Source organism: Streptomyces luteoverticillatus, from assembly GCF_003970715.1.
In the GTDB taxonomy this organism is placed as follows: Bacteria; Actinomycetota; Actinomycetes; order Streptomycetales; family Streptomycetaceae; genus Streptomyces; species Streptomyces abikoensis.
In genome coordinates, this window is the sequence record NZ_CP034587.1 from 3633198 (window position 1) to 3656098 (window position 22901).

The 22901-nt window shown below is 69.8% G+C and carries 18 protein-coding genes; 7 read left to right on the forward strand and 11 right to left on the reverse strand.

Annotated features, from left to right (window positions below; translation table 11 throughout):
• Positions 1 to 30: 30 nt before the first annotated feature.
• The 3 genes from EKH77_RS16045 to EKH77_RS16055 form a co-directional block, all read right to left on the reverse strand.
• Positions 31 to 1710: a protein kinase family protein gene (locus EKH77_RS16045; RefSeq protein WP_126915044.1), complete on the reverse strand. Its 1680-nt coding sequence runs from the start codon at positions 1708 to 1710 to the stop codon at positions 31 to 33.
• A gap of 109 nt (positions 1711 to 1819) precedes the next feature.
• Positions 1820 to 4027 carry a murein biosynthesis integral membrane protein MurJ gene (murJ, locus tag EKH77_RS16050; RefSeq protein WP_126915045.1) on the reverse strand — a complete coding sequence of 736 codons (2208 nt, stop codon included), beginning with the start codon at positions 4025 to 4027 and terminating at the stop codon, positions 1820 to 1822.
• A 45-nt stretch (positions 4028 to 4072) separates the two neighbouring features.
• Positions 4073 to 6424 (reverse strand): DUF6049 family protein, encoded by a 2352-nt coding sequence (locus EKH77_RS16055; protein ID WP_126915046.1) that lies wholly within the window; start codon positions 6422 to 6424, stop codon positions 4073 to 4075.
• Positions 6425 to 6633: 209 nt separating this feature from the next.
• On the opposite strand from EKH77_RS16055, the gene EKH77_RS16060 reads away from it, so the two are divergent.
• Complete coding sequence (locus EKH77_RS16060) at positions 6634 to 8112, forward strand: CCA tRNA nucleotidyltransferase (protein WP_126915047.1); 1479 nt, start codon at positions 6634 to 6636, stop codon at positions 8110 to 8112.
• A 101-nt stretch (positions 8113 to 8213) separates the two neighbouring features.
• Here EKH77_RS16060 and EKH77_RS16065 read toward each other — a convergent pair whose 3' ends face one another.
• The 4 genes from EKH77_RS16065 to EKH77_RS16080 all read right to left on the reverse strand — a co-directional run bounded on the left by EKH77_RS16065 (position 8214) and on the right by EKH77_RS16080 (position 11932).
• The gene (locus EKH77_RS16065; RefSeq protein WP_126915048.1) at positions 8214 to 8735 is read right to left on the reverse strand and encodes an LppU/SCO3897 family protein; all 522 of its coding nucleotides are present in this window, start codon (positions 8733 to 8735) and stop codon (positions 8214 to 8216) included.
• 111 nt (positions 8736 to 8846) lie between these two features.
• Positions 8847 to 10115, reverse strand: coding sequence for an MFS transporter (locus tag EKH77_RS16070; protein WP_126915049.1), 1269 nt, complete (start codon positions 10113 to 10115; stop codon positions 8847 to 8849).
• 98 nt (positions 10116 to 10213) lie between these two features.
• Positions 10214 to 11296: an inositol-3-phosphate synthase gene (locus EKH77_RS16075; RefSeq protein ID WP_126915050.1), complete on the reverse strand. Its 1083-nt coding sequence runs from the start codon at positions 11294 to 11296 to the stop codon at positions 10214 to 10216.
• A 48-nt stretch (positions 11297 to 11344) separates the two neighbouring features.
• Positions 11345 to 11932, reverse strand: a complete 588-nt coding sequence (locus EKH77_RS16080; protein ID WP_126915051.1) for a PadR family transcriptional regulator — start codon at positions 11930 to 11932, stop codon at positions 11345 to 11347.
• Between the two features lie 394 nt (positions 11933 to 12326).
• Between EKH77_RS16080 and EKH77_RS16085 the strand changes: the two genes are divergently transcribed.
• Together EKH77_RS16085 and EKH77_RS16090 are read left to right on the forward strand one after the other, a co-directional pair.
• Entirely contained in the window at positions 12327 to 14975 is a 2649-nt protein-coding gene (locus tag EKH77_RS16085; RefSeq protein ID WP_126915052.1) for a transglycosylase domain-containing protein, read from the forward strand.
• 130 nt (positions 14976 to 15105) lie between these two features.
• A complete protein-coding gene (locus EKH77_RS16090; protein WP_126915053.1) occupies positions 15106 to 16599 on the forward strand; it encodes a glycosyltransferase family 87 protein in 1494 nt (497 codons plus the stop codon).
• A gap of 36 nt (positions 16600 to 16635) precedes the next feature.
• On the opposite strand, the gene EKH77_RS16095 is transcribed toward EKH77_RS16090, so the two are convergent.
• The 3 genes from EKH77_RS16095 to EKH77_RS16105 form a co-directional block, all read right to left on the reverse strand.
• A complete protein-coding gene (locus EKH77_RS16095) occupies positions 16636 to 17667 on the reverse strand; it encodes an alanine racemase (protein ID WP_126915054.1) in 1032 nt (343 codons plus the stop codon).
• Positions 17668 to 17712: 45 nt separating this feature from the next.
• Positions 17713 to 18831 (reverse strand): lipid II:glycine glycyltransferase FemX, encoded by a 1119-nt coding sequence (locus EKH77_RS16100; RefSeq protein ID WP_126915055.1) that lies wholly within the window; start codon positions 18829 to 18831, stop codon positions 17713 to 17715.
• A gap of 101 nt (positions 18832 to 18932) precedes the next feature.
• Entirely contained in the window at positions 18933 to 19262 is a 330-nt protein-coding gene (locus EKH77_RS16105) for a hypothetical protein (RefSeq protein WP_126915056.1), read from the reverse strand.
• A gap of 276 nt (positions 19263 to 19538) precedes the next feature.
• Between EKH77_RS16105 and rpsF the strand changes: the two genes are divergently transcribed.
• The 4 genes from rpsF (at position 19539) to rplI (ending at position 21270) form a co-directional block, all read left to right on the forward strand.
• Positions 19539 to 19829 (forward strand): 30S ribosomal protein S6, encoded by a 291-nt coding sequence (gene rpsF / locus EKH77_RS16110; protein ID WP_126915057.1) that lies wholly within the window; start codon positions 19539 to 19541, stop codon positions 19827 to 19829.
• Positions 19830 to 19909: 80 nt separating this feature from the next.
• Positions 19910 to 20494, forward strand: a complete 585-nt coding sequence (locus EKH77_RS16115; protein ID WP_126915058.1) for a single-stranded DNA-binding protein — start codon at positions 19910 to 19912, stop codon at positions 20492 to 20494.
• 74 nt (positions 20495 to 20568) lie between these two features.
• Positions 20569 to 20805, forward strand: a complete 237-nt coding sequence (rpsR, locus tag EKH77_RS16120) for a 30S ribosomal protein S18 (RefSeq protein WP_004950692.1) — start codon at positions 20569 to 20571, stop codon at positions 20803 to 20805.
• 18 nt (positions 20806 to 20823) lie between these two features.
• Positions 20824 to 21270, forward strand: coding sequence for a 50S ribosomal protein L9 (rplI, locus tag EKH77_RS16125; protein WP_126915059.1), 447 nt, complete (start codon positions 20824 to 20826; stop codon positions 21268 to 21270).
• Positions 21271 to 21408: 138 nt separating this feature from the next.
• Here rplI and EKH77_RS16130 read toward each other — a convergent pair whose 3' ends face one another.
• On the reverse strand, positions 21409 to 22749 hold the full coding sequence (locus EKH77_RS16130) for an MATE family efflux transporter (RefSeq protein ID WP_126915060.1): 1341 nt from the start codon (positions 22747 to 22749) through the stop codon (positions 21409 to 21411).
• Positions 22750 to 22901: the final 152 nt, after the last annotated feature.

Here is a 22901-nt window from a genome sequence, read left to right on the forward strand (position 1 = left end):
AGCCCTCCCCTTGAGCGGTGCGATCCCGCCTCAGCCGGTGAACTTCACCTCGTTGACGGCCTGCTTGTAGCCGGCGTTGCTGAAGGTCGTGGAGTCATACGGGGAATAGGGCACCGCGGTGATCCACATCAGGATGTAACGGGTCTCCGGGGCGTCCTTGAAGGAGACGTGGACCGCCTTCCCGGAGGTCTTCGTCGTCGACAACGCCTTCATGGAGCTCGGCGGGACCGAGGGCGACAGCGAGTCGGTCGCGTAGAAGGACACGGTGGTGTGGTCGCCGCCGTAGCGCATCTCCACCGACGCGGTGCTGAGCTTCTGGCTGGACCCGAGGTCGTAGACGATGCCGATGCCGGGCTTGATCTGGAGCTTCGGCCCGTCCTTGAACGAGCGGGAATGCCACGGGGAACTCTTGTCCCCGTTGTAGGTGCTGTGCACGTCGCCGGCCTGGGGGCTGCCGTCCGGCGCGTACTCCTTGGCGTCCGCGATCCGGATCGGCTGGGGCGTCTTCTTGGGGAGGTCGTCCCCCGAGGACTGGGAGCGCGGGGTGTCCGTCTCCCCGTCCTTGAGCAGCGTGTCCGCGAGCTGCCAGCTGCCGAGGCCCAGCGCGGCGATGAGCAGCGCCGAGACCGTCCACTTCAGGGCCCGGCCGGTGCGTCCCTCGAGCGGAGCCGGCGGGGGCACCGGAACGGGCTGGACGGGGCCGCCGTTGCGCGACGCCGTATGCGGGCGGGAGTAGGCCACGGGCGTGGGGTACGCCGGCTCCGGCGGCCGGATGCGCGGCATCGCGGCGACGGCCTTGGCCAGCTCCTCCGGGGTGGTGCAGGGCTGCTCCTGCCGGGAGGCGGTGGCCCCGTCGTTGACGAGCGCGCGCATGGCCAGCTCGGAGAGGCCGCGGTGGACCCCGGCCCGGACCTGGTCGGGGGCGATCAGGCCGACGCCCTTGGGCAGCCCCGAGAGGCCGTGGGCGTTGGCCTCGTACGGCCAGCGCTGGGTCAGGGCCGCGTACAGCAGGGCGCCGATGGCCTCGGTGTCCGTGCGCTGGGGGTGCTCGGAGGTGATCCCCCGCAGCGCCGCCATGACGGCGAGCCCGCGAATGCGGTACTGGCCGGTCTCCGTGCGCAGCACCGAGCCGGGGTTGAGGCGCAGGTGGGCCAGGCCTTCGCGGTGGGCGGCCGCCATGGCCTGGGAGACCTGGCTGACGAGCTGGTACGCCTCGTGCGGCTCGAGCGGGCCGGAGGTGAGGACGGGGGTCAGCTCGGTCGCGTCGGGCAGCCACTCGTGGACCACGTAGACGAGGTCGTTCTCCTCGACGGCGTCGAGGACCTGAACGAAGCGCGGGTCGCCGAGGAGCGCCGCGGAGCGGGCGGCGGCCAGGACGGGACGGGCGCGGGGGTGGTCGGCGGGCAGGAGGTGGACGCCCACCGCGCGGCGGAGCTTCTCGTCGACGGCACGCCAGCTGCTGAATCCCTCCAGACGGGTGACGCACTCCTCCAGGCGGTACCTTCTGGCGAGCTTGTGGCCGCTGTGTAGCTCGGGCGGTTGCGCGTCGCGCGCGGGGCTTTCGCTCTCCGCGCGCTGGGTGTCCTTGTGGGTGCCGACCTTCTTCGCGGTCTTCGCCCCGTCGGTCGTGGCCTGGTCCGCCTGGGCGGTCAGCGGCTGGTCGCCGTTGTTGTCAGCCACGTCGACGGCAGCCGTGCTCCGTTCCGCCACCGTCGCTCCTGCCTCCCCATCCGTTGGACGCTGTCCACAGCCAAGACAATTGTGCCCACAGTCCGGCGCTATGCACGACACGCGGCGGCGGGCGATGGTTGTGCTCCGGTCAGCGACCGAGCCGGCCGCGAACCATACCGACCATGGCGGTCAGCTCCTCGATGCGCATCCGCTTCGCCGCGATGTAGAAGACGGCGATCAGTACCAGTCCGCCGCCGACCAGGGAGCCGAGCGAACCGGGAACACCGTTGCCCAGAACCTGACCGATTCCGTACGCGGCGGCGCCACCGACCAGAGCCGCCGGGACACAGGCGCCGATCAGTCTGGCGTAGGTGCGGACGACGTGCGAGCCGTCGAGGTCGCCGCCGAGGCGGGTGCGCAGACGGCGCCAGGCGACCCCGACACCGACGGCGTAGCCCAGGCCGTAAGAGAAGGCCATGCCGGCGACGGCCCAGCGGGACGGCAGGAGCAGGAAGCTCAGCCCGGAGAAGGCGGCGTTGACGGCGGCGACGATCACCGTGTTGTAGAAGGGGGTGCGGGTGTCCTCGTAGGCGTAGAAGCCGCGCAGGATGACGTACTGCGCGGAGTACGGGATGAGGCCGAGGCCGAAGGCCATGAGGATGTAGCCGATGTTGGTGGCGGCCGAGCTGCCGGAACCGCTGCCGAACATCAGGGTCGACATGGGGACGCCCAGCGCCAGGAAGGCGAAGGCGCACGGCACGATCGCCACGGCGGACGTCCGCAGCCCGTGGGAGAGGTCGTCGCGGACCGCAGAGACGTCCCCGTCGTGGGCGGCGCGCGAGATCCGGGGCAGGACGGCGGTCATCACCGAGACGGTGATGATGGCCTGCGGCATCTGCCAGAGCTGGAGGGCGTAGTTGTAGGCGGTGATGCCGGTGCCCTCGTGGCCGGCCTTGGTGGCCAGGCTGCCGGCCCGGGTGGCGAGCTGGGTGACGACGACCAGGCCGAGCTGGTTGGCCAGCACGAAGAAGAACGTCCACTTCGCGAGCCCGGCGGCCTTGCCGAGCCCCTGCCCGCGCCAGTCGAACCGGGGCCGGACCCGGAAGCCCGCGTCGCGGAGGTAGGGCAGCATGGCCAGCGCCTGGACGACGAGGCCCAGCAGGGTGCCGATGCCGAGCAGGCGGATGCCCTCGGGCGTGATGGTGGAGGAGGTCACGCCGCTCTGGGTGAACGGACCGAAGGCCCAGATGAAGGAGCCGAAGGTGGCGATGATGATGATGTTGTTGAGGACCGGGGTCCACATCATCGCTCCGAAGCGGCCCCGGGCGTTGAGGATCTGGCCCAGGACGACGTGCACGCCCATGAAGAACATGGTCGGCAGGCAGTAGCGGGCGAACGCGACCGCCACGTCCATCCGGTCCGCGTCGGACGCGATGTCCGGCGACATCATCTGGATGAAGAGCGGGGCGCCCAGCACACAGACCGTGGTGACACCGGCCATCAGGACGACGACGAGGGTCAGCAGCCGGTTGGCGTAGGCCTCACCGCCGTCGTCGTCGTTCTTCATCGCGCGCACCAGCTGCGGGATGAAGACGGCGTTGAGGGCGCCACCGCCGACGAGGATGTAGATCATCGTCGGCAGCGTGTTGGCGACCTGGTAGCCGTCGCTGAGGGTGCTGACGCCGATGGCCGCCGCCATGACGAGGTTCCTGGCGAAGCCCAGGACGCGGGAGACGAGCGTGCCCGCCGCCATCAGCGCGCTGGACTTCAGCAGCCCGGACGCCTTGCCGCCGCCCTTGGCCGCGGGTGCCGCGTCCGCCGGCTCGGGTTCCGCCGCGGGCGGGACCAGCGGAGACTGCGGGGGCGGCGGAACGGGGGAGCCGTACTGACCGGGGGCCGAGCCGAACTGCCCGGGAGCCGATCCGTACTGACCGGGGGCCGGGATCGGGCGGCCGTCCGGGCGCGGGGGCTCGTACGGCTGCTGCTGATCGCGGTAGAGGTGCGCGAAGGCGTCCCGCTGCGGCTGCTCGCCGAAGCCGCCCACGCCGATGACCTGGGTCGCGTCCTGCTCCTCGTACGGGCCGGCCGGCGCCGGGGGCTGCTGCGCCTGGGCCGGGGCCCACGCCCGGGTGTCGGGCCCGTGCGGCGGCGCGGGGGGCTGCTGGTAGCCGCCGGACTGCGGCGCGGCGTACGGGTCCGACGCGTAGGCGTCCCGGAGGTAGGGGTCCCGGGCGTACGGGCCCTGATGCGGCTGGTCCGCGGCGGCAGGGGCCGGGGCAGGCGGGGGCGGCGGGTACTGCCCCCGCTGCTCGCCCCCGGTGCCCTGACCGCGGTCACCGTCGTACGGCGCGCTCATCGCTACCCCACCTCATCGTCCGCGGCCTGACGGCCCCATAAAACGTCAACGTTCCACTTTCTCACCTGAGCCGGACGGGTCACCGCTCCGCGCTCCGGTTTCCGCCGCCGGATCACCCGGCTGCTCCGGCTTGTCGTCTCCGGGGCCACCACTGTCGCCCGGGTCTCCGCCGTCCGTCCCGTCGGGCCCGCCCCCCGCGGCCTTACGGGCGGCGGCCCGCTTGCGCTGGAGGTAGATACGCAGTCCCGCGAGGACCAGGAGGAGGACCCCACCGGCGATGACGAGCAGAACCATAGGGGTGATGGACGTGACATGCACAGTGAAGTAGATCGGATCGCCGTACGTCTGACCGTCCTCGGCGTACAGCTGGGCCGTCACCTTCACCGGACCGTTGGCGTTGGCCCGCGTCTCGAACTTCACGGACTGCTGGCGCCCGCCCCCGACCTCCACCGGCTGGGGAGCGTCGATCTTGAGGCGGTTGGGCTGGCTGGAGGTGAGGACGAGCTTGAGCCCCCGCACCCCCTGGAGCAGGCCGTTCTGCACCGTCACCGGGATGGTGGCGCTGCGTCCGGAGAGGGTCGCGTCGGACTTCGCGATCAGATGGACCTGCCGGGTGAGCTGGTCCAGATACGACTGCACCGCGTTCCGGAACGTCTCCCCGCCCTTGGGGTCGTCCCGCCACGAGGTGGACATCGCCCGCATGATCGCGCTGCCGAACGGGGTGACCACGCGGTCCTGGGAGGTCAGGATCACCTTGAAGCTGTCCAGGGAGCTCTGGGTCCGCTGGATCGCCTCGAACGCCTCGGTGGGCAGCTCCCGCGCGCGCAGCGAGTCCGGATACGAGCCCGAGCCGGGGATGTGCTGGTTGGCCGCCGGGTCCGGCTGGGCCTTGGCCGCGTCCCCGAGGTCGGCCGACTGGGTCCAGCGTCCGTCCGCCAGGCCCTTGAGCGCCGTCGCCATCGCCTGGGCCTGGCTCGTCGTGGGCATGCGCTGCGGCGCGACCACGATGCTGCGCTCGTTCTCGGGAGCCTGCTTGTTCACCATGAGGCTCTGGGCAAGGAAGCGCTGGACGGCCAGCGAGGAGTCATTGGCCTTGATCATCTCGCCGTCGAAGACGGTCGAGAGCCGGGCGTCCGCCACGATCGCCGTGTTGCCGCCGCCGATCTGCCGGGCCGCGGTGGGCGCGTACGAGGAGCCGCCGGGCTCGCGGACGCTGTCGCTGCGGGCGATCACATTGTGGGCGCCGGCCGAGGTGGCCACGTCCACGATGGAGGAGTCGACGGCGCCGTCGACGGGCCAGGCGAAGTCGGTGCGCGGCTTCACCCCGAGGATCGTCTCCACGGTCGTCGAGGCGAGCTCCGTGGCCGACTGGAGGTGGCTGAGCGCCCCGGGGACGTCCTTCCCCCGGTGGGCGAGCGAGGCGAGGTCGGGGTCGCCGAACGGCAGCGCCACCACCTGGTGGTCCGCGACGGCCTCCTGGAGCTGGTTGAGCCACTGCTTGGCCACCGCCTGGCCCCGGCCCGGCGCGGGATTCGGGTCGTCCGGCCCGCCGATCCGGTAGCTCTTCGTCATCGCCTCGACCGTGGCCAGCAGATCCGGGTCGATCACCCAGGTGACCGGCAGGCTCTTGCCCAGCGCCACGAGCTGCTGGAGCCGGCCCCCCGGCGCCAACTCGGCGGCCAGATTGTCATTGGGGAAGACCGGCGTCTGCTGCTGGTCGGAGACCGTCCGGGCGGTGAGATGCGTCGCGGAGACCAGCGGCCACAGGAAGGTCAGCCGGGTCTTCTTCGCGTCGGTCGCCGAGGGCTGCCAGGGCAGCAGGGTGCGCTGGATGCCCAGGACCTGCTCGGACTGCCCGCCGGACTGCCCCGAGAGGGTGACACCGAGCTGATAGACGCCGTCCTTGCCCAGCTCCATGTCCTTCACCGGAACGGTCATGGTGAAGTCGCGGCTGACGCCCGGCGGCAGGCTGTCGATCTTCTGGGCGTGGTTGCCGCCCACCTCCGGGCCGTCGGAGCCCGCGGAGAAGGGCGCCCGGACGCCGATGTCGTCGATGTCGCTGCGCGTGGTGATCTGCGGGCCCACCCGCAGCGCCACATGGGCACCGGTGATCGTCGATTTCGTGTTGTTGGTGACCCGGCCCGAGACGGTGAGCGTGTCGTCCTGCTTGGGCGCGACGGGCGTCACGGTGTCGAGAGAGACGTCGACGGACCGGGAGCTCGCCGAGCTCGCCGAGCTCGCCGATTCGGCCCGCGCCGCCGGAGCCTGCGGCAGCTGCCCCAGCCCCACGACCAGCAACACGCCGGCCAGCAGCAGAGCGGTGCGCCGGAACCACCGGCAGGCAGGAGCGGGCGATGTCCCCTCGAAGGCCCCTTGGACCTCTGCCGCCTCGGCCACGCGCTCGCCCGTCCCTCGTCATCGTCGGTGGTCGTCGGATGGTGCGTCCACGAATGGTAACGAGGCCCGCTGTGACGAAGTGCTGCGGACCGCACTACAAGATCGCCACGGGGTCCGTTGTCCAGTCTCCGCCTGCTTTGTGAGAGGTGTCATAGTGCGTCCGACAACCGGGAGGCTTCGGCGCGCCCGGCCACGTACCCTCTTCTGTTGTGCCGAACGCCAACAATGACAGCCACACCCCGCCGTCGACGACCGAGCTCAGCCAGGCGCAGCGCCGTGCCGTGAGCGAGCTCCTGCGGGTCTCCCCCGTAGCCGACGATCTCGCCCGCCGTTTCAAGGAGGCAGGCTTCACGCTCGCCCTGGTCGGCGGATCGGTACGGGACGCGTTGCTCGGCCGTCTCGGCAACGACCTGGACTTCACCACTGACGCCCGTCCCCAGGACGTGCTGAAGATCGTCCGTCCGTGGGCGGACGCGGTCTGGGAGGTCGGCATCGCCTTCGGCACCGTCGGCTGCCGCAAGTCGGACTTCGACATCGAGGTCACCACATACCGGTCGGAAGCGTACGACCGGACCTCCCGGAAGCCCGAGGTCTCCTACGGCGACTCCATCGAGGAGGACCTGGTCCGCCGCGACTTCACCGTCAACGCCATGGCCGTGGCGCTGCCGGAGAAGGAGTTCATCGACCCGCACAACGGCCTGGAGGACCTGGCCGCGCGCGTCCTGCGCACCCCCGGGACCCCCGAGGAGTCCTTCTCCGACGACCCGCTGCGCATGATGCGGGCCGCCCGCTTCGCCGCCCAGCTGGACTTCGAGGTCGCGCCCGAGGTGGTGGCGGCCATGACCGGGATGGCGGACCGCCTGGAGATCGTCTCGGCCGAGCGGGTCCGGGACGAGCTCAACAAGCTGATCCTTTCCAGCCACCCCCGCAAGGGCCTCACCCTGCTTGCGGAGACCGGGCTCGCCGCCCTGGTCCTCCCCGAGCTCCCGGCGCTGCGCCTGGAGCGCGACGAGCACCACCGCCACAAGGACGTCTACGAGCACACGCTCATCGTCCTGGAGCAGGCCATGGCCCTGGAGGCGCCTCGTGACCACCCGGGGGGCGGCCCCGACCTGGTCCTGCGCCTGGCGGCGCTGCTCCACGACATCGGCAAGCCGAAGACGCGTCGCTTCGAGAAGGACGGCCGGGTCTCCTTCCACCACCACGAGGTGGTGGGCGCGAAGATGACCAAGGCCCGGATGACCAAGCTCAAGTACTCCAACGACCTGGTCAAGGACGTCTCGAAGCTGGTCGAGCTCCACCTGCGCTTCCACGGCTATGGCACCGGGGAGTGGACCGACTCCGCCGTCCGCCGCTATGTCCGTGACGCCGGGCCGCTGCTGGACCGCCTCCACAAGCTGACGCGATCCGACTGCACCACCCGCAACAAGCGAAAGGCCAACGCCCTCTCGCGCGCCTACGACGGGCTCGAGGAGCGCATCGCCCGGCTCCAGGAGCAGGAGGAGCTGGACGCGATCCGGCCGGACCTCGACGGCAACGAGATCATGGAGATCCTGGCCATCGGCCCCGGCCCGCAGATCGGCCAGGCCTACAAGCACATGCTGGAGCTGCGCCTGGAGCACGGCCCCATGGAGCGGGAGGCCGCCGTGGCCGCGCTCAAGGAGTGGTGGGCGGAGCAGCAGGGCTGATGTTTCACGTGAAACGCCACCACGGAGATACAGACAAATGAAGAGGGCCAGGGGCGGTGTTTCACGTGAAACACCGCCCCTGGCCCTCTTCCGGGACCCGGCTACTTCTTGTTGTCGCCCAGGCAGAGCGTGAACTTGTCGGCGCGCTCCTCCCAAGTGAGCGCCGCCGTGGTGCCCTCGACGTTGTTACAGGCGAGGGTATACAGCGTGGAGCCGTCGACCTTCTTGAGCACCTTGTGGCTCGCCTTGCTGTCGGTGCAGTCGACCTTCTTGATGTCCGGCTTGGAGTTGGTGCCCTTGTTCTGGAGGCAGTCGCCGACCTCCAGCACGGTGGTGTCGTCGTCCGTGATCATGTGCTTGGCGATGTAGATGCCCGTGAGGACCAGGACGCTGAGGACGATGCTCCCGATCTTCTTGCCGATCTTCTTGCCCTTGGAGGGGGCCGGCGGAGGCGTCGGCGCGCCGCCCCAACCGCCCGGCTGCTGACCGTACGGCGGGGGAGCCGGTTGGCCGGGCTGCTGGCCGTACGGGCCGGGCTGACCATAGGGCGCGGGCGGCTGCTGGCCGTAGGGGGCACCGCCCTGCGGGCCGTACGGGTTCTGGTGGGGCGGCGGAGTGGTCACGGAGACCCCTTCAGGGACGGTGGTTTTCGGTCGGCGGACGCCGCCCGTAAGTTATCCCGTGTCCATGACATTCCCGCAGTTCAGCGGCATGCTGTGGCCTTGATGTAATAGTTAGCTGCGACGAAATCCAGCCATAGCGGAAGCAATCGCCGCGTAGATGAGGGCCACTCCGATCACCAGCGCGGGCGACCGTCCGTCCGGTGGCAGCATCAGCGAGGCCACCGCCGCCGCGCCCACGAAGGCGACGTTGAAGAGGACGTCGTAGAGGGCGAAGACCCTCCCCCGGAAGGCGTCGTCGACCGACGCCTGGACCACCGTGTCGGTGACGATCTTGGCGCTCTGGGTGGCGAGCCCCAGGACGAAGGCGGCGAGCAGCATGGGAACGGGCTCGAAGGGCAGGCCGAGCGCGGGTTCCAGGACCGCCGCGGCCGCGGCGCAGCTCACCAGCCAGCCCAGCCGCCCCACTCGGCCGACCGCCCATGGGGTGATGGCCGCCGCGGCGAAGAAGCCGGCCCCCGAGGCGACCACGGCGTAGCCGAGCAGGACCAGACCGCCGGGACCGCCACCGGACCAGGCGTACCGGCAGAGCATCAGCAGCATCACCGTCAGCGCGCCGTAGCAGAAGCGCAGCAGAGCCATCGCCGCCAGGGCGCGGGCGGCCACGCGCCGCTCGTTCAGATGGCGGAGCCCGTCGACCAGGCCCCGGGCGGAGACGGCCAGCGCCGTGCGCAGCCGGACCCGGGGCGCCGAGGCGTCCGGCCCCAGCAGGCCGATGGGCATGCGCAGCGAGCAGAGCGCGGCGCAGAGATAGAGGACGGCGCCGAGGAGGACGACCGACGCGTCGTCGGCGGTGCCCTCCGGAGGGGCGAGCCGGACGGCGAAGGCGAGGCCGCCGCCCGCGGTCGCCGCGAGCGTACCGGCGGTCGGCGCGAGGGCGTTGGCCATGACCAGGCGCTCGGGGGAGTCGACGACGCGTGGCAGGGACGCCGAGAGGCCGGCGAGGACGAAGCGGTTGACGGCGGTGACCGAGAGCGCGGAGGCGTAGAAGAGCCGGTCGGGGACCCCGCCGACGATGAGCAGAGCGGTCACCGTGGCCAGCGCGGCACGGAGGAGATTGCCGTGGAGCAGCACCTGGCGGCGGCTCCAGCGGTCGAGCAGGACGCCGGCGAAGGGGCCCAGCAGCGAATAGGGCAGGAGGAGCACGGCCATGGCCGAGGCGATGGCGGCGGGGGAGGTCTGTTTCTCGGGGGAGAAGACGACGTACGCGGCGAGCGCGACCTGATAGACGCCGTCGGCCGCCTGGGAGAGCAGCCGTACTGCCAACAGCCGGCGGAAATCGCCCAACTGGAGCAGGACGCGAAGATCACGCACAACGGGCATGGTCCACAGCCTCACACAACGCACAGGTCCCCGGGCGGATTACCCGGGGACCTGTGGTCGAGCGGAGCGGGCCCCTGTGTGGTGCCCGGTCGGCGCCTTTAGCGCTCGACCTCGCCCTTGATGAACTTCTCGACGTTCTCGCGGGCCTCGTCGTCGAAGTACTGCACCGGCGGCGACTTCATGAAGTACGAGGAGGCGGAGAGGATCGGGCCGCCGATGCCCCGGTCCTTGGCGATCTTCGCGGCGCGCAGGGCGTCGATGATGACACCGGCAGAGTTCGGGGAGTCCCAGACCTCGAGCTTGTACTCCAGGTTCAGCGGGACGTCACCGAAGGCGCGGCCCTCGAGGCGCACATAGGCCCACTTGCGGTCGTCCAGCCAGGCCACGTAGTCCGACGGACCGATGTGGACGTTCTTCTCGCCCAGGTCGCGGTCGGGGATCTGAGAGGTGACGGCCTGCGTCTTGGAGATCTTCTTGGACTCCAGGCGCTCGCGCTCGAGCATGTTCTTGAAGTCCATGTTGCCGCCGACGTTCAGCTGCATCGTGCGGTCGAGGACGACGCCGCGATCCTCGAACAGCTTGGCCATCACGCGGTGGGTGATGGTGGCGCCGACCTGGGACTTGATGTCGTCGCCGACGATCGGGACGCCCGCCTCGGTGAACTTGTCCGCCCACTCCTTGGTGCCGGCGATGAAGACCGGGAGGGCGTTGACGAAGCCGACCTTGGCGTCGATGGCGCACTGGGCGTAGAACTTGGCGGCGTCCTCGGAGCCGACCGGCAGGTAGCAGACCAGGACGTCGACCTGCTTGTCCTTGAGGACCTGGACGACGTCGACGGGGGCCTCGGCGGACTCCTCGATGGTCTGGCGGTAGTACTTGCCCAGGCCGTCGAGGGTGTGGCCGCGCTGGACGGTGACGCCGGTGGGCGGCACGTCGCAGATCTTGATGGTGTTGTTCTCGCTGGCGCCGATGGCGTCGGCGAGGTCCAGCCCGACCTTCTTCGCGTCGACGTCGAAAGCGGCCACGAACTCGACGTCACGCACGTGGTAGTCGCCGAACTGCACGTGCATCAGACCCGGCACGCGGCCGTTCGGGTCGGCGTCCTTGTAGTACTCGACGCCCTGCACCAGCGAGGCGGCGCAGTTGCCCACACCGACGATCGCTACGCGAACCGAACCCATTCCGGTTGCTCCCTGTTTGTACTCGACGTAGCTCTGCGGGTGCAGAGCTCACTGATCCGGGCCGGGGCGTTTGTCACGCCCGGCCCGCTCGCTCTCGATCAGCTCGTTCAGCCAGCGAACCTCGCGCTCCACGGACTCCATGCCGTGGCGCTGCAGCTCGAGGGTGTAGTCGTCCAGCCGTTCCCGCGTACGGGCCAGGGAGGCGCGCATCTTCTCGAGACGCTCCTCCAGCCGGCTGCGGCGGCCTTCCAGCACCCGCATCCGTACATCCCGCGAGGTCTGCCCGAAGAACGCGAAGCGGGCGGCGAAGTGCTCGTCCTCCCACGCGTCCGGGCCGGTGTGGGCGAGGAGCTCCTCGAAGTGCTCCTTGCCCTCCGCCGTGAGGCGGTAGACGATCTTCGCCCGTCGTCCGGCCAGTGACGCCGCGCGGGCGTCCTCCGGGGAGCTTCCGGGTTCCTCGATCAGCCAGCCGTTCGCCACGAGGGACTTCAGGCAGGGATACAGGGAGCCGTAGCTGAACGCGCGGAACACCCCGAGCGAGGTGTTGAGCCTCTTGCGCAGCTCGTAGCCGTGCATCGGGGCTTCGCGGAGCAGGCCGAGGACGGCGAACTCGAGGATGCCGGAGCGTCTGCTCATATGTCGCCTCCTTGTCGCCCACAGCCTAGTTCCTTGTGATCCCTAAATCCTTATTGGTCCCTTATGGCGAGCTGATGTATCGACTCGATACATCCAGACGATAGAACGGACGATCACCAACGACAAGAGGGGGCACGGTGAACGAGGTCACATCACTGATTCGTGGGACACAAGCGGCCTGATTTGGAGTGAACATCCGCAGTGGGCTGGATTTGGCCGTGCGTAGTCTGTGCGCCATGCAGACCACAGGGAACCGGGTGACGTCCACAGACGTCCTGGACCTGTACGCAGTGCGGCCCGCCGGTCAGGGGGACACGGGGGTCGCACGTCGGGGGGAACGCAAGCCACCCTGCCGCTGTCAGGCGATAGCGCCTGCCCGAGGAGTATTCGTTCGATGAGCGAGCACCGCCGCAAGCCGCCGCCGCCTCAAGGCGGCGGACGAGCCGCGGCCCGTCGCGCGGCCCAGCAGCCGACGCCAGGCCGTCGCGCAGCACCATCCACCCACTCGGCCCCGCCCGGCTCCGGCCGTGGTGAGCCTCCGTACGACAGCCGGCCCGGGGCCCGACGCGGTGCTCCGCGCGGTGGCTCCGGCGGTCCGGGCGGGCGCAGACGCTCCCCCGAGCAGGGGCTCGGGGGGCGAGGTCGCCGGGACGGCGGCCGGTCCGGCGCCAAGCGGCTCATCGACTATCCGCGTGCGGGCAAGACCGGGTTCCGGCGCTGGCTTCCTTCCTGGAAGCTCACCGCGGGTCTGATCGTCTCGTTCGTGGGCCTGATCCTCGGCAGCGTCGGCATCGCGCTCGCGGTGGTGCAGGTGCCGAGCGCGCAGAAGGCCGCCGTGGTCCAGAAGAACGTTTATTACTGGGCCGATGGCAAACAGATGGTCGTCGCGGGAGGCGGCAGTCTCAACCGCCAGATCGTGCCGATCTCCCAGATCCCCCTCGCGATGCAGAACGCGGTGATCTCCGCGGAGAACGCCAGCTTCGAGCAGGACATGGGCGTCGACCCCATGGGCATCGCCCGTGCCGTCGTGAAGATGGCGCAGGGCGGTGAGACGCAGAGCGGCTCGACCATCACGCAGCAGTTCGTGAAGAACACCTATCTGAGCCAGGAGCAGACGCTCAAGCGCAAGATCACCGAGCTGCTCATCTCGGTCAAGGTCGGTGCCACCCAGGACAAGAAGGACATCCTGGCCGGCTACCTCAATACGGCGTACTACGGGCGTGGCGCCTACGGCATCCAGGCCGCGGCGCGGGCGTACTTCGACAAGGACTGCGCGGACCTGACGCCCAGCGAGAGCGCGTTCCTGTCGGCGACCCTGAACGGCCCGAACCTCTACGACCCGTACGGCGGCCAGGGCCCGGCGGCGACGCCGGAGAAGAACCTCAAGCGAGCTTCCGACCGCTGGAAGTGGACGCTCGACCGTGAGGTCCAGGTCGGCCGCATGGAGGCCCCGGACCGCGACAAGTGGGTCGCGGCGGGCTTCCCCAAGGTGCAGAAGCCGAAGCCCGCGACCAACCGCGCCGGCCAGATCGGTTACCTCACCGACCTCGCCGACAACTACATCGTCGCCCACTCCAAGATCAGCAAGGCGGAGCTGGACAAGGGCGGCTACCAGATCTACACGACGTTCGACCGGGACAAGGTGGACGCGCTGTCGAAGTCGGTCGAGGAGGTGCGCAAGGCGAACATCAAGCCGAAGGTGCGCGACGTCGACCAGTTCGTCCAGTTCGGCGGCGCCTCGGTGGAGCCCAAGACCGGCAAGATCGTCGCCATCTACGGCGGTGAGAACGCGCTGGAGCACTTCACCAACAACGCCGACTACACCGGTGTCCAGGTCGGTTCGACGTTCAAGCCGTTCGTACTGGCCGCGGCGATGACGCACGGCAAGCGCAACCCGGCGCTCGGCCCGAAGCAGAGCGACAGCCAGCGCACGGTCGTCTCGCCGGAGAGCGTCTACAACGGCAACAACAAGGTGACCCTGCGGACCTACAACGGCACGGTCTGGCACGACCAGGACGGCAAGGAGTGGCACCAGCCGAACGACGGCGACGAGGACAAGGGTCTCGTCAGCCTCCGCACGGCCATGCAGTTCTCGGTGAACACCCCCTACATCCAGCTCGGCATGGACGTGGGCACCGACCTGGTGCAGGAGGCCGCGCTCAAGGCCGGTCTGGACAAGGACCAGCTCGCCTCGCTGACCCCGACCTTCTCGCTGGGCACGTCGGCACCCAGCGCCATCCGGCTGGCCGGCGCCTACGCGACGTTCGCGGCCAGCGGCAAGCAGGTCGACCCCTACTCCGTGACGAAGGTCGAGAAGGACGGCAAGCCGGCCTACGAGCACGAGGAGAAGAGCGCCCAGGCCTTCGACTCCAACGTCGCCAACAACGTCACCGACGTGCTCAAGACCGTCGTGGAGTCGGGTACCGGCACCAAGGCCAAGCTCGGTGACCGCCCGGTGGCGGGCAAGACGGGTACGACCGACGGCAACCGCTCCGCCTGGTTCGCGGGCTACACCCCGCAGCTGTCGACGGCGATCGGCATGTACCGCGTCGACCCCAACGCCAAGAACCAGGAGTTCCTGTCGATGCGCGGTGTGGGCGGCCAGCCCACCATCCACGGCGCCTCGTTCCCGGCGGAGATCTGGGCGGACTACATGACCGAAGCGCTCAAGGGCAAGCCGGTGCTCCAGTTCGACCCGCCGCAGCCGATCGGACAGAAGGTGTTCGGGGACGGGGCCAGCCCCTCCCCCACCCCCGTGCCGGCCACGACCCCCTCGGCCCCGGTCTCGCCGTCGGCGACGCCCTCGAAGTCCCCGTCCGCCTCCCCCTCCCCGAGCGGGTCCTGCGCTCCGTTCGACTTCAAGTGCAAGTTCGGTGGCAACGGCGGGAGCAACGGCAATGGCAACGGCGGCAAGGACGGGGGCGCTGCGGGCGGTCCCGGAGGTGCCGGCGGCGCCGGAGACCCGAGTGAGTCGCCGTCGCCGAGCGGCAACCGGCGCCCGCCGGGCGGCGGTGGCGGACTGTTCGGCGGCCCGGGTGGCTGATCATCGTATTAATCCGTCACGGGCTCTCTGAGCACGTCTTTTCGAGGGCCGTCCCGCGTTCGCGCGGGGCGGCCCTCGCGGTTGTCCACAGGCTCCGCGGGGGCGACGGCGGGTACGGCAGGATGAGGGCATGAGGAGCGCGCGGGACGATCAGCTTGTACGGCCCACCGTCGAGGACGAGGTGGCCGCGGCCGGCAGTGAGCTCATCGGCGGGCCGGTGGGGCGGCGTGCGCTGATCGGCGCGCACTGGTGGACGCCCGTGCGGGTGATCGCGCTCATGGCGATCGGGATGTTCGCGCTCGGCATGGTGCAGAAGCTGCCGTGCTACGACCACGGCTGGTTCTTCGGCGCCACCACCCAGTACACCCACGCCTGTTATTCCGACATCCCGCACCTCTACAACGGTCGAGGGTTCGACCAGGGCCTCATCCCGTACCTAGACCGGATTCCCCAGTCCGTCGGCGGCGGCATGGACTATCTGGAGTACCCGGTCCTGACGGGGCTGTTCATGGAGGTCGCGGCGCTGTTCACGCCGAGCGCCGGAAGCCTCCAGCACCGCGAGCAGCTGTACTGGTTCGTGAACGCCGGCATGCTGCTGGCCTGCACGGCCGTCATCGCGGTGTGCGTGGCCCGTACGCACCGGCGCCGCCCCTGGGACGCGCTGCTGGTGGCCCTCGCCCCGGCCTTCGCGCTCACGGCCACCATCAACTGGGACCTCTTCGCGGTCGCTCTGACGGCCGCCGCGATGCTGATGTGGTCCCGTGGGCGCACGGTGCTGTCGGGCGTGCTGATCGGCCTGGCGGCCGCCGCGAAGCTGTATCCCGTGCTGCTGCTCGGGCCGCTGCTCGTACTGTGCTGGCGGGCCGGGCGGCTGCGGGCCTTCCTCACCGCCGCGGGCGGCGCGGTGGCCGCCTGGCTGGCGGTGAATCTGCCGCTCATGTTCACCCATGACGCCACGGGCTTCCACATCCGCGAGGGATGGGCGAAGTTCTACACCTTCAGCCAGGCACGCCCGGTCGACTTCGGCTCCCTCTGGCTCTTCATCTCCGAGCGCACCGGCGATCCGCTGAACGACGTCAACGTCTACGCGACCCTGCTGATGATCCTCGGCTGCCTCGGCCTTGGCGCCCTCGCGCTGAGGGCCCCCAGGCGCCCGCGCTTCGCGCAGCTGGCCTTCCTGGTGGTGGCGCTGTTCGTCCTCGTCAACAAGGTCTATTCGCCGCAGTACGTGCTGTGGCTGGTGCCGCTCGCCGCGCTGGCCCGGCCCAAGTGGCGCGACTTCCTGGTCTGGCAGGCCTGCGAGGTCCTGTACTTCCTGGCCATCTGGTTCTACCTGGCCTACAACGGCAGCGGCGACAAGCACCAGGGGCTGCCGACGGAGGCCTACCAACTGGCGATCGTCGTCCACCTGCTGGGCACGCTCTACCTCTGCGCGCTGGTCGTGCGGGACATCCTCAAGCCCGAGCGGGACGTGGTGCGCCGCGACGGTTCGGACGACCCCTCCGGAGGCGTCCTGGACGGGGCGCCGGACATATTCGTCCTCGGCTCCGCGCGCCGCGAGCGGCACGCCGAGCCCTCCGAAGGCACGCGCGTCGCATGGGGAACCGGGAGCCACGACGCCTGAGTCACGGCTCCCGGCCACATCACACGGGGGGTGGAATCAGTGGTCGACGACGCGGTCGAACTGCGTGGTGGTGTGCCGCAGATGGGCCACCAGCTCATCGCCGACCTGCGGGGCGGGGGCGTCGTTCGGCACGAACAGGATGGAGACCTGCATGTGCGGGGGCTCCGCGAACCACCGCTGCTTGCCGGCCCAGACGAAGGGCGACAGATTGCGGTTCATGGTGGCCAGGCCCGCCCGGGCCACGCCCTTGGCGCGCGGCATCATGCCGTGGAGCGCCTTCGGCGCCTCCAGCCCGACGCCGTGCGAGGTGCCGCCGGCCACCACGACCAGGTAGCCGTCACCGGCGGCCTTCTGCTGCCGGTAGCCGAAGCGGTCGCCCTTGGCGACGGGGGTGACGTCCAGGACGGCGCCCCGGTACTGGGTGGCGTCGTGGTCGCCCAGCCACAGCCGGGTGCCGATCCGGGCCCGGAAGCGGGTCTGGGGGAAACGCTGCTGGAGCTCGCGGAGCTCCTCCGACTTGAGGTGGCTGACGAACATCGTGTGCAGCGGCAGGTGGGCGTTGCGCAGCCGCTCCATCCACGCGGTGACCTCGTCGACGCCGTTGCCGCCGTCCGTGTGGTCGAGCGGGAGGTGTATCGCGAAGCCCTCCAGGCGCACGTCCTCGATGGCGGCGTGCAGCTTGGGGAGGTCCTCCTCGCTGATGCCGTGCCGCTTCATGCTGCTCATGACCTCGATGACCACGCGGGCGCCCACCAGCCCGCGCACGCCCTCGACCGAGGAGACGGACCGGATGGCCCGGTCCGGCAGCGGCACCGGCTCCTCGCCGAGCCGGAAGGGCGTCAGTACCAGCAGGTCGCCGCTGAAGTAGTCCTTGATCCGGGCCGCTTCGTAGGTGGTGCCGACGGCGAGGGTGTCCGCGCCCATGCGCGTGACCTCGTCGGCCAGGCGCTCATTGCTGAAGCCGTAGCCGTTGCCCTTGCAGACGGGGATGATCCCCGGAAACTGCTGGATGACGGACTGCTGGTGTGCCCGCCAGCGCGCGGTGTCGACATAGAGCGTGAGCGCCATGGCCGGTCCCGGAACCTTTCCCTGAGTGTGGTTGGAGCTGCTGGATCAACGCCGCGACATGTACATGTCGAGCGCCTTGTGGAGCAGCTTGTTGAGCGGGAAGTCCCACTCGCCGAGGTACTCGGCCGCCTGGCCGCCCGTGCCGACCTTGAACTGGATCAGGCCGAAGAGGTGGTCGGTCTCCTCCAGCGAGTCACCGATGCCCCGCAGGTCGTAGACGCTGGCGCCCAGGGCGTAGGCGTCGCGCAGCATCCGCCACTGCATCGCGTTCGACGGACGGACCTCGCGCTTGTGGTTGGCGGAGGCGCCGTAGGAGTACCAGACGTGCCCGCCGACGATCAGCATCGTCGCGGCGGCGACGGCCTCGCCCTCGTGCACGGCGAAGTACAGCCGCATGCGGTTGGGGTCCTCGCTGTTGAGGGCCGTCCACATGCGCTGGAAGTAGCTCAGGGGGCGCGGGCGGAACTTGTCGCGCACGGCGGTGATCTCGTAGAGGTGCTGCCAGGTGGGCAGGTCCTCGTAGCCGCCCTGGACGACCTCGACGCCGGCCTTCTCGGCCTTCTTGATGTTGCGCCGCCACAGCTGGTTGAAGCCCTTGTGGACGTCCTCCAGCGAGCGGCCCTCCAGCGGCACCTGGAAGACGTAGCGGGGCTGGACGTCGCCGAAGCCGGCGCCCTCCTCCTCGCCCTGCTGCCAGCCCATCCGGCGCAGCTGATCGGCGACCTCGAAGGCGCGCGGCTCGATGAAGGTGGCCTCGACGTCGCGCAGGCGCTTGGCGTCCGGGTCGGCGATGCCCTTCTTGATCGCGTCGGCGTCCCAGCGGCGGATGACCACCGGCGGGCCCATCTTCACGGAGAAGGCGCCCTGCTGCTTGAGGTGGGCCAGCATGGGCTCCAGCCAGTCGCGCAGGTTCGGGGCGTACCAGTTGATGACCGGGCCCTCGGGCAGGTAGGCCAGGTAGCGCTTGATCTTGGGCAGCTGGCGGTAGAGGACCAGGCCGGCACCGACCATCTGGCCGTTCTTGTCGAACCAGCCCAGGTTCTCGGAGCGCCACTCGCTCTTCACATCGGCCCACCCCGGCACCTGCATGTGACTGGCCGCGGGCAGGCTCTGGATGTATGCCAGATGCTGCTCTCGGCTGATTGTCCTCAGGGTCAGGCTCATGCGGGGCGCTCCTCGGCAGGTGTGTCCCCATGGTCGGGGCTCCGGCTCTCGCGCCGAAGCCTACTGCGACAGGGGAGCGCCCCGATTGGGCGTACGGTCCGCTATCCGATCACACCCCCGAAGAGTCCGCCGTGCGCCATGCCCAGGAAGAAGCCGATGGCCGAGGCGCCGAGCCCGATGATCAGCAGGAAGCGCTCGCCGGTGGTGGCCGAAATGAACTGTCCCCAGGCCCCCGTGAGGATGCCCACGAGCCCGCTCCAGGACGAGAGCAGGTGGAGGTTGTCGAAGGCCGAGGAGATGAAGGCGAGCGCACCGAGCACGACCGTCACGGCGACGAAGGTGTTCTCGACGGGATGGGGCTTTCCGTCGCTGTTGAGCACACCGCTGAGCAGCGAGCGGAGCCCGCGGGGCTGTCGTGCTGCCTGTGTCATGGGGGCACCTCCTGAAAGCAGGCGGCGCGCTATGGCGCCGGTCACACCCGTCCGGTCCAGACTGAGGGGCCGGGTCGCCCGATTTCAACCACGCGCCGAAGTGCGGGTACTCTGTACGGTCTGCACCGGTGTCTGCCCGGACCCAGCTTCGGTCCCAGGGGCAACCCAGGGACTTTCCGCTGATTGTCAGTGTCCGCCGATACCGTTGTTCACGCATCACGACCCTCCTGCCACGGATCGACCGTGGCCGCTGAGTCCAAAGGAGGTGGGTTCCACATGCGTCACTACGAGGTGATGGTCATCCTCGACCCCGATCTCGAGGAGCGCTCTGTCTCCCCGCTGATCGAGAACTTCCTCTCCGTCGTCCGTGAGGGCAACGGAAAGGTCGAGAAGGTCGACACCTGGGGCCGTCGTCGTCTCGCTTACGAGATCAAGAAGAAGCCCGAGGGCATCTACTCGGTCATCGACCTGCAGGCCACGCCTGAGGTCGTCAAGGAGCTCGACCGCCAGATGAACCTGAACGAGTCGGTCCTCCGGACCAAGGTCCTCCGTCCCGAGACCCACTGAACCTGAAGGTTCAGAGGTAATCGGGCTGCAACTCCACGAGTAGCAAGCAGCCAGCAGCACACCCGCCGAGAGGTTCATCCATGGCAGGCGAGACCGTCATCACGGTCGTCGGCAATCTCGTCGACGACCCCGAGCTGCGCTTCACCCCGTCCGGTGCGGCGGTCGCGAAGTTCCGTGTCGCGTCCACTCCCCGCACCTTCGACCGCCAGACCAACGAGTGGAAGGACGGCGAAAGCCTCTTCCTCACGTGCTCGGTCTGGCGGCAGGCGGCGGAGAACGTCGCCGAGTCGCTTCAGCGAGGCATGCGCGTCATCGTGCAGGGCCGTCTGAAGCAGCGGTCCTACGAGGACCGCGAGGGCGTCAAGCGCACGGTCTTCGAGCTCGACGTCGAAGAGGTCGGGCCCAGCCTGAAGAACGCCACGGCGAAGGTCACCAAGACCACGGGTCGCGGTGGCCAGGGTGGCTTCGGCGGCGGCGGTGGCGGCCAGCAGGGTGGTGGCGGCTGGGGCTCCGGTCCCGGCGGCCAGCAGGGCGGCGGGGCTCCCGCCGACGACCCCTGGGCGTCCAGCGCTCCGTCCGGCAACCAGCAGGGCGGCGGCGGAGGTGGCTGGGGCGGCGGCTCCGGCAACTCCGGCGGCGGCTACTCCGACGAGCCGCCCTTCTAGGTCCCCCGGGGACCCGGGCCTCAAGGGGCCCGAGGGCGACAGCACAAAACTTCTTGATTCACAGGAGAGAGACAATGGCGAAGCCGCCCCCGCGCAAGCCCAAGAAGAAGGTCTGCGCGTTCTGCAAGGACAAGACCGCTTACGTGGACTACAAGGACACGAACATGCTGCGGAAGTTCATTTCCGACCGCGGCAAGATCCGTGCCCGTCGCGTGACCGGCAACTGCACTCAGCACCAGCGTGACGTCGCCACGGCCGTGAAGAACAGCCGTGAGATGGCGCTGCTGCCCTACACGTCCTCCGCGCGATAAGGGAAGGGTGACCAACTAATGAAGATCATCCTCACCCACGAGGTCTCCGGCCTCGGCATCGCCGGTGACGTCGTCGACGTCAAGGACGGCTACGCCCGTAACTACCTGGTCCCGCGTGGTTTCGCGATCCGCTGGACCAAGGGTGGCGAGAAGGACGTCGAGCAGATCCGTCGCGCTCGTAAGATCCGCGAGATCGCCACGATCGAGCAGGCCAACGAGATCAAGGGTCAGCTCGAGGGCGCCAAGGTTCGCCTTGCCGTCCGCGCCGGCGAGGCCGGCCGCCTGTTCGGCTCCGTGACCCAGGCCGACGTCGCTTCCGCGATCAAGGCTTCCGGTGGTCCGCAGGTCGACAAGCGCCGCGTCGAGCTGGGCTCGCCCATCAAGACCCTGGGCGCCCACCAGGTGTCCGTGCGTCTGCACGCCGACGTCGTTGCCAAGCTCGGCATCGAGGTCGTCGCCGCCTGACGTTCGCACCAGGCAGCGGTTTGAAGGGCCGCATCCCGCGAGGGGTGCGGCCCTTTCGCATTTCACGGAAACGTTTCACCTGAGTGGGCCGGTAGCTGCTGGCTCACAGGACCGCTCCCCGACGGCGTGCCGGCGCCCTCAGCCCCGTACGGCCCCGGTGACGATCCAGCGGCCCGAGCGCGCCCTCAGCCACAAGGTCACCAGCCGGGCCGTGAGCATCAGCGTCATGGCCCACCACAGCGCTGTCAGGCCGCCTCCGAGGCCGGGTACCAGCAGGGCGGCCGGGGCGAAGACGGCGAGGACCACGAGCATCGCCCGGGCCAGATAGGGCCCGTCCCCGGCGCCCATCAGCACTCCGTCCAGGACGAAGACCACTCCGGCGACGGGCTGTCCCACGGCGACCACGAGCAGGGCGGGCAGCAGGGCGTCCCGTACGGCCGGGTCCGAGGTGAACAGCGGGACGAACGCGTGCCGGCCCACCACCACCAGGGCCCCCAGCACCACGCCGGAGGCGATGCCCCACTGCACCATGCGGCGGCAGACGGCCCGCGCCCCGGCGGTGTCCCCGGCACCCAGGTAGCGGCCTATGATCGCCTGCCCGGCGATGGCGATGGCGTCCAGCGCGAAGGCCAGGAGGCTCCACAGGGAGAGCACGACCTGGTGCGCGGCGATGTCGGCGTCACCGAGCCGTGCCGCCACCGCCGTGGCGATCATGAGGATGGCGCGCAGCGAGAGGGTGCGCACCAGCAGGGGCGCACCGGCCCGGGCGCAGGCCCGTATCCCCGCGGCGTCGGGCCGGAGCGGGGCGCCGTGCCGCCGGGCTCTCCGGACGACGACGATGAGGTAGACGGCGGCCATGGCGCACTGGGCGAGGACCGTCCCCCAGGCGGAACCGGCGATCCCCAGGCCCGCGCCGTAGACGAGCGCGACGTTGAGCACGGCGTTGGCGACGAATCCGCCGACGGCGACGTACAGCGGCGTCCTGGTGTTCTGGAGGCCGCGCAGGACGCCCGTGGCGGCGAGGACGACGAGCATCGCGGGGATGCCCAGCGCGCTGATCCGCAGATAGGTGGTGGCGTACGGGGCGGCGGTGGGGGAGGCGCCGAAGGCGCGGGCGAGGAGCGGGGCGGTGGCCAGCATGGCGGCGGTGACCACCGCCCCGAGTATCAGTGCCAGCCATATGCCGTCCATGCCCTGGCGGATGGCGGCCGGGAGGTCGCCGGCGCCGACCCGGCGGGCCACGGCGGCGGTGGTGGCGTAGGCGAGGAAGACGAAGACGCTGACGGCCGTGGTGAGCAGCGCGGCGGCGATGCCGAGGCCCGCGAGCTGAGGGGTGCCGAGGTGCCCCACGATGGCGCTGTCGGCCATCACGAAGAGGGGCTCCGCGACGAGGGCGCCGAAGGCCGGGACGGACAGGGCGACGATCTCACGGTCGTGCCGGCGGACGTCTGGCCGGACGGGCGCGGTGGCCTGGGGCACGGAGTCCCTCCCATCTTCCACAGGTAATCAGTGCATCTAGCTTAGGACCCTTACTGCGGCGGGTGGTGCGCGATCTTCTCTGCGCCGTTTGTCGTGATCTCGGGCCAACGGGGAAAGTTTTTCTCCTCAACAGCCGGTGGATGGCAAAGGTG